The organism is Burkholderia sp. Ac-20344, from assembly GCF_017104975.1.
In the GTDB taxonomy this organism is placed as follows: Bacteria; Pseudomonadota; Gammaproteobacteria; order Burkholderiales; family Burkholderiaceae; genus Burkholderia.
Genome location: NZ_JAAGPP010000061.1, coordinates 39,328 through 48,705, shown reverse-complemented (window position 1 = coordinate 48,705; position 9,378 = coordinate 39,328). Strand labels below are relative to the sequence as shown.

Annotated in this window: 10 protein-coding genes; 4 read left to right on the top strand and 6 right to left on the bottom strand. The window is 65.8% G+C overall.

Features of this window, described 5'->3' with window-relative positions:
- The 3 genes from G3N64_RS19860 to G3N64_RS19850 form a co-directional block, all read right to left on the bottom strand.
- Window positions 1–262 (bottom strand): ATP-binding cassette domain-containing protein (locus tag G3N64_RS19860; RefSeq protein WP_205785454.1); only part of this gene is annotated, 262 nt, incomplete at its 3' end.
- An 11-nt stretch (window positions 263–273) separates the two neighbouring features.
- Complete coding sequence (locus tag G3N64_RS19855) at window positions 274–2,025, bottom strand: ABC transporter permease subunit (protein ID WP_205785453.1); 1,752 nt, start codon at window positions 2,023–2,025, stop codon at window positions 274–276.
- An 82-nt stretch (window positions 2,026–2,107) separates the two neighbouring features.
- Window positions 2,108–3,697, bottom strand: coding sequence for an inorganic phosphate transporter (locus tag G3N64_RS19850; protein WP_205785452.1), 1,590 nt, complete (start codon window positions 3,695–3,697; stop codon window positions 2,108–2,110).
- 255 nt (window positions 3,698–3,952) lie between these two features.
- Between G3N64_RS19850 and G3N64_RS19845 the strand changes: the two genes are divergently transcribed.
- The 3 genes from G3N64_RS19845 to G3N64_RS19835 all read left to right on the top strand — a co-directional run bounded on the left by G3N64_RS19845 (window position 3,953) and on the right by G3N64_RS19835 (window position 6,511).
- Window positions 3,953–4,897 carry a metallophosphoesterase gene (locus tag G3N64_RS19845; protein WP_205785451.1) on the top strand — a complete coding sequence of 315 codons (945 nt, stop codon included), beginning with the start codon at window positions 3,953–3,955 and terminating at the stop codon, window positions 4,895–4,897.
- A 25-nt stretch (window positions 4,898–4,922) separates the two neighbouring features.
- Complete coding sequence (locus G3N64_RS19840) at window positions 4,923–5,255, top strand: cupredoxin family copper-binding protein (RefSeq protein WP_205785450.1); 333 nt, start codon at window positions 4,923–4,925, stop codon at window positions 5,253–5,255.
- 116 nt (window positions 5,256–5,371) lie between these two features.
- Window positions 5,372–6,511 (top strand): patatin-like phospholipase family protein, encoded by a 1,140-nt coding sequence (locus tag G3N64_RS19835; protein WP_205785449.1) that lies wholly within the window; start codon window positions 5,372–5,374, stop codon window positions 6,509–6,511.
- Window positions 6,512–6,592: 81 nt separating this feature from the next.
- Here the strand turns inward: G3N64_RS19835 and G3N64_RS19830 are convergent, their stop codons facing one another.
- Window positions 6,593–6,778, bottom strand: a complete 186-nt coding sequence (locus G3N64_RS19830; RefSeq protein WP_241021105.1) for a hypothetical protein — start codon at window positions 6,776–6,778, stop codon at window positions 6,593–6,595.
- 2 nt (window positions 6,779–6,780) lie between these two features.
- Window positions 6,781–7,950: an alpha/beta hydrolase gene (locus G3N64_RS19825; protein ID WP_205785448.1), complete on the bottom strand. Its 1,170-nt coding sequence runs from the start codon at window positions 7,948–7,950 to the stop codon at window positions 6,781–6,783.
- Window positions 7,951–8,435: 485 nt separating this feature from the next.
- Between G3N64_RS19825 and G3N64_RS19820 the strand changes: the two genes are divergently transcribed.
- Complete coding sequence (locus tag G3N64_RS19820) at window positions 8,436–8,735, top strand: hypothetical protein (RefSeq protein WP_241021104.1); 300 nt, start codon at window positions 8,436–8,438, stop codon at window positions 8,733–8,735.
- Window positions 8,736–9,002: 267 nt separating this feature from the next.
- Here G3N64_RS19820 and G3N64_RS19815 read toward each other — a convergent pair whose 3' ends face one another.
- Entirely contained in the window at window positions 9,003–9,260 is a 258-nt protein-coding gene (locus G3N64_RS19815; RefSeq protein ID WP_205785447.1) for an HAD hydrolase-like protein, read from the bottom strand.
- Window positions 9,261–9,378 lie beyond the last annotated feature (118 nt).

Here is a 9,378-nt window from a genome sequence, read left to right as displayed (position 1 = left end):
TCACTTCACCGCCGGTCGGCTCGATCAGCCCGGCGATGATGCGCAGCAGCGTCGACTTGCCCGACCCGGAACGGCCGAGCAGGCCGACGATCTCGCCTTCGCGCAGCGACAGGTTCGCATCGTCGAGCACGAGCAGCTCGCCCTGCGTCTTGTTGAAGCCGCGATTCACGTGCTCGACGCGCAGGATTTCGTCGCCGAGGCGTGGCGGCTGCAGCGGCTGGGACGCCTTGACGGGGGCGTTGACAACGGTCGAATTTTGCATCGCGCTTACTCTCAATCGAGACGGAGCCGGGATTCCGCATAGGCGTACATCGGACGCCACAGCAGACGGTTGAACAAGGTAACGAACAGGGACATCACGGCGATGCCCAGGATGATCTTCGGGAAATCGCCGGCGGCGGTGGTCTGCGCGATATACGAACCCAGGCCGTGCGCGACGACCTTCGTGTCGCCCCATTGCACGAACTCGGACACGATGCTCGCGTTCCACGCGCCGCCCGAGGCGGTAATCGCACCGGTCACGTAGTACGGGAAGATGCCGGGCAGGATCGCCTGCCGCCACCATTGCCAGCCGCGGATGCGGAAATTCTTCGTCGCTTCCTTGTAGTCGTTCGGATAGGACATCGCGCCGGCGATCACGTTGAACAGGATGTACCACTGCGTACCGAGCACGATCAGCGGCGACAGCCAGATGTCCGCATTCAGGTGGAAGTGGACGATCACGATCACGAACACCGGGAACAGCAGGTTGGCCGGGAACGCGGCGAGGAACTGCGCGAGCGGCTGGATCTTCTCGGCGAGCGCCGGGCGCAACCCGATCAACACGCCGAGCGGCACCCAGATCACCGACGCGATCGCGATCAGCACCAGCACGCGCAGCAGCGTGATGAGCCCAAGCACGAGCACGTGGCCGACCTCGCCCATCGTCACGCCGGTCGCGACGAACGTGACGACGCGCCACACGACGTACGCCGTCAGCAGGATCACGAACGCGCCCCACACGATGTCGCCGATGCGCGACGAGCCGCGCGACGACGCGACACGCGCACGCTTGCCCTTCCGCGACGGCACGCGCAGCGGAATCCGCGCGGCCTGCGACAGCAGCCAGCCGGCCGGCACGAGCAACTGATGGATCAGGTGCGTGCGGCGCATCATGTCGAGCAGCCACGACTGCGGCGCATCGCCGGACGCGGTGTTTTCCATCCGGAACTTGTCGGCCCACGCGACCAGCGGGCGGAACAGGAACTGGTCATAGGCGAGGATCACGACCGACATCGCGACGATCACCCAGCCCACCGCGCCGAGGTTCTTGTCGGAGATCGCCTGCGCGAGATACGCGCCGATGCCCGGCAGCGTGATGGTCTGGTTGCCGACGGTGATCGCTTCCGATGCGACGACGAAGAACCAGCCGCCCGACATCGACATCATCATGTTCCAGATCAGGCCCGGCATCGAGAACGGCACCTCGAGCTTCCAGAAGCGTTGCCACGGCGTCAGGTGAAAACCGCGCGACACTTCGCTCAGGTCGCGCGGCACCGTGCGCAGCGACTGGTAGAAGCTGAACGTCATGTTCCATGCCTGGCTCGTGAAGATCGCGAAGATCGCGGCCAGCTCCGCACCGAGCACGCGGCCCGGAAACAGCGCGAGGAAGAACGTGACGGTAAACGAGATGTAGCCGAGCACCGGCACCGATTGCAGGATGTCGAGAATCGGAATCAGCACCATGCCCACGCGGCGGCTCTTCGCCGCGAGCGTGCCGTAGACGAGCGTGAACACGAGCGACGCGATCATCGCGGCGAGCATCCGCAGCGTGGTGCGCAACGCGTATTCGGGCAGGTTCGACGGATCGAGCGAGATCTTCTGCGTCTGCAGCACGCCGATCGGCGCCATCGTCTGATGGAAGCCGACGATCGCCATCGCGAGCAGGCAGATGATCAGCGGAAACGCGACGGCATCCCAGCGGTTGGGCAACACGCGCCACGCCGAAGCGTTCGCGGTGCGGTTCGGATCGAAACTGATATCCATCGGTAGCGTCTTGTGTTGAATTGAAAATCGATGGGACCGGCCGCGCGTCGCGCAGCCGGAGGTCGCGCCCCCCCGGCGCGGATCAGAACAGTCCGTGCAGCACCCAGTACAGCGCGGCCGACAGGGCGATCGACGCGGGCAGCGTCAGCACCCACGCGAGCACGAGGTTGCGCACCGTATCCCAGCGCAGGCCCGAGCCGCTCGCCGTCATCGTGCCGGCCACGCCCGACGCGAGCACGTGCGTCGTCGATACCGGCAGCCCGTATGCATCGGCCATCCCGATCGTCAGCATCGCGACGGCCTCGGCCGATGCGCCCTGCCCGTACGTCAGGTGCGACTTGCCGATCTTCTCGCCGACCGTCACGACGATCCGCTTCCAGCCGACCATCGTGCCGAGGCCGAGTGCGATCGCAACCGCGACCTTCACCCAGGTCGGGATGAATTTCGTCGCGCGGTCCATCTGCGTCTTGAACGCTTCGAGCGCGCTCGCGTCCTCGACCGAAAACGCCGGCGCCTTCGCCTTCTCCATCAGCCGGATCGCCTCGGACGCGACGTACATGTTGTTGCGCACGTTGTCGACGAGGTTCTGCGGCACGCTCGAGATGCCGCCGGCCTGCGCGACCTGGTCGGCAATCGTGCCGGTGAGCTTGCCCAGCGCGGGAATCGTCGCGGGCGTCAGCTTGTGCGTGCGCACGTATGCCTCGACGTCGGCACGCGGATCGGCCGACTGTGCGGCCGGGTCCGCGTATTTGACGAGCGTCGTCGACGCATGGCGCGCCACCGCGACGAACGTGCTCGTCTGGTCGGGCGTCACGGCCTTGTTCAGCGCGTACGCGGTCGGCATCACGCCGATCAGGATCAGCATGATCAGCCCCATGCCCTTCTGCCCGTCGTTCGAGCCGTGCGCGAACGACACGCCCGTGCAGGTCAGGATCAGCAGCAGGCGGATCCAGAACGGCGGCGGCTTGTTGCCCTTCGGCTCCTGGTACAGCGCCGGCACGCGCACGAGCGCCTTCAACAGCAGCAGTACGAGCGCGGACAGCACGAAGCCGATCAGCGGCGAGAACAGCAGCGCCTTGCCGACGCCGAGCGCCTGGTTCCAGTCGACGCCGCTCGTGCCCGACGGGCCGCTGACGATCTGGTTCATCAGGCCGACGCCGATGATCGAGCCGACGAGCGTGTGCGAACTCGACGACGGCAGTCCGAAATACCAGGTCGCGAGGTTCCACGTGACGGCCGCGATCAGCAGCGAGAACACCATCGCGAAACCCGAGCCGCTGCCCACCTGCAGAATCAGTTCGACCGGCAGCAACTGCAGGATGCCGAACGCGACGGCGCCGCTCGACACGAGCACGCCGAACAGGTTCCAGAGGCCCGACCACACGACGGCGAGGTGCGGGTCGAGCGAATGCGTATAGATGACGGTCGCGACCGCGTTCGCGGTGTCGTGGAAGCCGTTGACGAACTCGAAGCCGAGCGCGATCAGCAGCGCGACGATCAGCAGCAGGAACGGGAGGACCGAGCTTTCCTTGACGGGACTGAGGTCGGCACTCAGATGAATGCCGACGTAGACGATGCCGCAGGCAATGATCAGAAAAAACAGCGCGAAGCTGATGTTGCGCGTGCGGTGACTCACCGCACCGCTGGGTTCCGTTGCCGCGAGATTCGGCATGAAGGGGCTCCGGAGAGGTGACTCGGAATGGCAGGCTATCGATCGGTCGTGACGCAAATGTGACGTGTCACTTACAGGACATTGACAGGTCATATGCCGGGAAACGCACATCGCCGCGCAAGCCGCCAACACGGGTGTCCGCCCTTGTAACGCGCGGGAATAAATCCGCCGCTTCGCCGGTATGGCACGCGAAGGCGCCGGTTTATTCCAGGACGATCCGGCCGTCCGGTTTCGTCACACGAATGCGAGGCTCACATGTCTTCATCGACCCCCACCAACCCGTCGCGCCGCAAGGCCCTGCAATGCATGGCCTTCGGTGGCCTCGGCACGCTGTTTACGCTATCGGGCGGCATCCTGACGCCGTTCGACCTCGCGCTCGCGCAGACCGGCGACGCGCTGCCGGCCAACGCGGGCCGCCCGCTGTTCGTGCAGATCAGCGACACGCACATCGGCTTCAACAAGGACGCGAATCCCGACGTGTCGGCCACGCTGAAGCAGACGATCGACCTCGTCAACGGCATGCCGGCGATGCCCGCACTGGCCATCCATACCGGCGACATCACGCACCTGTCCAAGCCCGAGGAATTCGACCACGCGTCGCAACTGCTCTCCGCGCTGCGCGTGCCGGAACTGCATACGGTGCCCGGCGAGCACGACGTCACCGACGGTTCGGGCGCCGAATATTTCAGCCGGTTCGGCAAAGCGTCGGACAACCGCGGGTATTACAGCTTCGACCACGCGGGCGTGCACTTCATCGGCCTCGTCAACGTGATGCACTTCAAGCCGAACGGGCTCGGCAGCTTCGGCGACGACCAGCTCGCGTGGCTCGCGCAGGATCTCAAGGGCCGCTCGTCGAGCACGCCGATCGTCGTGTTCTCGCACATGCCGATGTGGACCATCTACGAGCCGTGGGGCTGGGGCACCGGCGACGCGCCGCAGACGATGGCGCTGCTGCGCCGCTTCGGCTCGGTCACCGTGCTGAACGGGCACATCCATCAGATCGTGTCGAAGGTCGAGGGCAACGTGACGTTCCACACCGCGCGCTCCACCGCGTTCCCGCAGCCGACGGCCGGCAACGGCCCGGGCCCCGTGCCGCTCACCGTGCCGCGCGACCGGCTGCCGTCGATGCTCGGCGTGACGACCGTCGAATTCGCGGGTCATCCCGTCGCGTCGTCACTGCACGATGCGACGCTGGCCTGACGCACCGAACTGCAAGGAGACCGACATGACCCGCTTCAAGCAATCCAGCCTCATCGCGGTGCTGATCCTGTGCGCCACCGCCCCGCTCACCGCGTTCGCGCAGGGCCCGGACGGCACGCTCGTGACGATCCGCAATTTCATGTTTTCGCCGATGTCGACCACGATCAAGGCCGGCACGACGATCACGTGGAAAAACCTCGACGGGGAGCCGCACACCGTCGTCAACGACGCCGGCATCTTTCATTCGAAGGCGCTCGACCAGGACGAGACGTACTCGTTCCGCTTCGACAAGCCGGGCGTCTACAAGGTGTTCTGCGGGATTCACCCGTACATGAAGGAGACCATCACGGTCGAATGACGCGGCGCACCACGACACGCGCGGACGAATGGCGGGCGGCGACCCCCGCCCCAGATCGCCTAAACTGAATCGATCTGTTCGGATCCGACCCACCGTCACACGCAGCGAGGCAAGCCATGACCGCGAGCCAGCCGGCACGCATGGATCTCCCCGGGCAAGTCGTGCTCGTGCTCCAGGGCGGCGGCGCACTGGGCGCATTCCAGCTCGGCGTCTTTCAGGCGATGGACGAAGCCGGCATCCGGCCCGACTGGGTGGTCGGGACGTCGATCGGCGCGATCAACGCGGCGCTGATCGCCGGGAACCCGCCGGAGCAGCGCTACGAGAAACTGTCGGCCTTCTGGCGCCGCGTGACCGAACGGACCCGTTTCGACACCGCGCCGCTGCTGCCCGGCTGGAACCGGACGCTGGCCGAACTGACGATCATCGGCGGCGGCATCGCGGGATTCTTCGAGCCCAATCCCGCCTCGTGGCTCGGGCCGATGGTTCGCCTCGGCGTCGATCGCGCCTCGTATTACCGGATCGCGCCGCTGCGCGACACGCTTGCGTCGCTGATCGATCCCGACCTGCTGAACGCGGGCCACCCGCGCCTGACCGTCAGCGCGGTCAATGCATGCACGGGCACGATGCGCTATTTCGATTCGCGCGACACGCGGCTCGGGGTCGAGCACATCATGAGCTCGGGCGCACTGCCGCCCGCGTTCCCGGCGATACGGATCGACGGCGAACCATACTGGGATGGCGGCGTGTATTCGAACACGCCGGTCGAGGTCGTGCTCGACGACAACCCGCGCCGCAGCTCGATCATTTTCTCCGTCCAGATGTGGAATCCGGCCGGCCCCGAGCCCGAGAGCATCTGGCAGGTGTCGGAGCGGCAGAAGGACATCCAGTATGCAAGCCGCACCGACAGCCACATCGCGCGCCAGCAGCAGATCCACCGGCTGCGCCACGTGATCCGCGAACTGGCCCGGCACGTGCCGGACGCCGAACGCGCGTCGCCGGCCGTGCGCCGGCTCGCCGCGTGGGGATGCGAAACCACGATGCACCTGGTCAAGCTCGCGGCGCCGCGACTCGCCGACGACAACCAGCTGAAGGACATCGATTTCACGCCGAACGGGATCGCCGCGCGCAGGCAGGCCGGCTACGAGGCCGCGCAGCGGGCCATTGCGGCACGTCCGTGGGACACGCCGACGGACCCGACGGAAGGCATGACGGTATTCGACGCCAGCGCACCGCCAATCCCGGAAAACCCGGCATGACACGCGGTGCCGCGACCGCGCACCGACAGCGTCGGCGCCATCACTCACGATCGGCCTGAAGGCGGGCGCGGCCGGCCGCATTCACCTCGACCATCGCCACGCCATCGCGCGCGGGGTGCCGGACCGCGTAGCCGCGGGCATCTGCTGCGGAATCCGGCGCATCGCGGCGAGCACGAGGCCCCACGCGAGTTCGGCGGCCGCATGAGAAGGCGTGCCCGCATGCTGGTTCGACGACACGATCACGCCGTGCGCGGATCTCGCACACACGCTCACTGGCCTGCCGCTCGTATGTCCGGCGCCGTACCGGCTACGACCGGACACGATTGCGGCAGTGCCTGCCCGAACAGCACGGCCAGCCCGCAAGCGGACGTGAACATGCCGAGACCGTCATGCCCGACGCCCGGCACTTCGACGACCTGCTGCGCAAGATCGTCAGGATGCCGCTTCTTCAGGTAGTCGAAATACGCAAGCCCGCGCGCGAGTCGGTACGGGCCTTGGGCCATGGCCGCGCACGAGCGGTCGATGAAGTGCGTGTACGGGTTCGTGTCGGCCTGGCCGAGCAGGTACACGACATGACGCGCGACATAGCGCGCTTCGAGATCGCGCACGTCCTGCGACGCGACGTAGGGCGGCGCCGACTTCAGCCCGTATTTCCATTCGGTCGCGCGCGGGCAGGTTCCGCCTGCGATCGCCTGGCCGTCCGGCCGTTCGTCGTCGAAATACAGGTAGCTCGACGGGTTCGCGACCACATAGCGCACGGCGATGCCGGCCCGCACCAGTGCATCGCCTTCGTGCCCGGCCACCGCATAGCGCTGCAGCAACTGCGCGCCGGCGGAATGGCCGATCACGACCACGGTCGACAGCGCGGGATACAGGCTCCGGTCGGCGAAATGCGCGAGCAATGCGTCGAGCGCGGTAAACGAACTGATCGGCCCCGGCTGACGGGCCGCGTCGCCGCCCTTCCATCCTTCCTGCGTCCACGCCAGCGTCTGCACCGGCAACGAGAATGCGCGCATATCGGCGCGCGTCAGGAACTGCGGCGCGACGACCATCGTGCCCCTGCCGGCCGCACCGGCCTTGTCGACGACCTCGCGCCCCGATGCGTAGTACGCGTCGGCATTGCGAAGCGTGCCGTGAATCACGACGAAGACACGTGTGACATCGGGCGCGGCCTGGTCGAGCGGGCGATCGGCGTAGACGGGCAGCACCGCACTGCCCTGCGGCGTATCGACGGCGACCCGCTGGCCGGCGACGGCCTTGACCGGTGCGTCGAGGCGTGCGCGCTGCGCAGGCGTGGCGGCTTCGGCCGGACACGCACCGCCCGGCACGCCGAGCACGGCACCGGCCGCCGCGAGCGAAACGGCACATGACAGCGTTCGGGCGGCCGGCAGTGCGCGCGAGAACCGGAGACGGGCGAAGGCGACGGAAATGAGTGACATGGCGACGGATCGAGTGGCGGGTATGACTTTAACGGCGATGGTCGCAGAATCCGTCGCGCGCCGCCGGACTGTTGCGGGAAGCGGTTCAGTCGGCCGATTCTGCGCGGCGTTCGGCCGCCCGCGCAGAACCGGCATCACCGGGCGTCGATCGTCTGGATGCCCGGCAAGCCCGCCCGCTCCGACGCCCGCGCGAACCCTTTCGCATCGAGCCGATGACGGTGCACGCTCCCCCCGGTCACGACGTCGCCCGGCGCTTGATTACCCGGCCAACGACCGAATGGCAACGTTACGCAACGGTGCTCTCTTTCAATAACAAATTCGGCATATTTAAAATAAAAATCAGAATAAATTATTTACCCCATCTCAAACTTTAAAAATCCATCACATACAATACAACTGCCGATCAGGATGATTAAAGCAACACCGAATCGGCTTCCCGTTTCAATTATCGATATTGTTTCAACAATAGATAAGGAGAAGCGATCATGGCTCAAGTAACACTATGGGGTAGCGTCCAGAGCAACGGGACGGTTGTCGACGGCTCGGGCGGATTCACCGTGAAACGTGAAAGCACGGGCACGTATCAGCTCTCGTTCAGCACCGCCTTCACCAAGACGCCGGCCATTACCGGGTCGCAATGGGGGTACGGCGGCGGGCAAAACACGCTGGACAACGTGATCTTCCCGGCGCTTTCCGGCAGCGGCGCCACGATTCAAACCGGCGACTCATACGGTAAATATAGCGACCGGAATTTCAGCTTCGTCGTTATCGGCTCGATCAGCTGATACTCGATCCAATCTGCATTCATGCCGAAAGCCGGGATTTCATGAAAATGCCCTTTCCTGAATCCTGAGCGAAATGCAGGCCCTATGGGTTCGTCGGTTTGACGAACCCGGGATGCCGGGATGAAGCCCGCGAAATCGCCGTTTCGCGGACACCGATTCCCGGCGTCCATCACCGGAACTGCCGGCCGCCGGCAGGTCGATCGCACTGGCCCGGAAACAGACCGTCAGGATCATCGACATCCCGGCGATCGACAGGCCGACGCCGCGTCAGCGCGATGCGTCGGACGGATCGCGCCGCATCCGTTGCACGATCGCGTCCAGTTCGCCGATGTGCGTGGCCACCGCCCGCTTGCCCGCTCGCGCCCATCCGTCGAACGACGTCATCCCGCTCACGGCACCGATCTGCGCCGGCGTCGCGCGAGCGACGTCCAGCTGACGCAACGCATGTTCCGTACATTCGATGATCGCAGCGGACGAATCCGCCAGCGTCAGATCGAAATCGAAGATGACGGCCCGGACAGACATGAAAGGACTCCGCAAACAAAAATGGCTCGCGATCGATGCGCGAACCGGCATGACGTTGCGACGCGCACTGGCGTATCGACCCATCAGCGTTCCTGGCCGGATTGCTCGCGATCGGCCG

What these genes read in the sequence shown, in the direction of transcription:
- G3N64_RS19835 (WP_205785449.1), top strand. Translation starts at nt 5,372, where the DNA reads ATGACCGCGAGCCAGCCGGCACGCATGGATCTCCCCGGGCAAGTCGTG.
- G3N64_RS19855 (WP_205785453.1), bottom strand. Translation starts at nt 2,025, where the DNA reads ATGGATATCAGTTTCGATCCGAACCGCACCGCGAACGCTTCGGCGTGG.
- G3N64_RS19825 (WP_205785448.1), bottom strand. Translation starts at nt 7,950, where the DNA reads ATGTCACTCATTTCCGTCGCCTTCGCCCGTCTCCGGTTCTCGCGCGCA.
- G3N64_RS19815 (WP_205785447.1), bottom strand. Translation starts at nt 9,260, where the DNA reads ATGTCTGTCCGGGCCGTCATCTTCGATTTCGATCTGACGCTGGCGGAT.
- G3N64_RS19840 (WP_205785450.1), top strand. Translation starts at nt 4,923, where the DNA reads ATGACCCGCTTCAAGCAATCCAGCCTCATCGCGGTGCTGATCCTGTGC.
- G3N64_RS19850 (WP_205785452.1), bottom strand. Translation starts at nt 3,697, where the DNA reads ATGCCGAATCTCGCGGCAACGGAACCCAGCGGTGCGGTGAGTCACCGC.
- G3N64_RS19820 (WP_241021104.1), top strand. Translation starts at nt 8,436, where the DNA reads ATGGCTCAAGTAACACTATGGGGTAGCGTCCAGAGCAACGGGACGGTT.
- G3N64_RS19845 (WP_205785451.1), top strand. Translation starts at nt 3,953, where the DNA reads ATGTCTTCATCGACCCCCACCAACCCGTCGCGCCGCAAGGCCCTGCAA.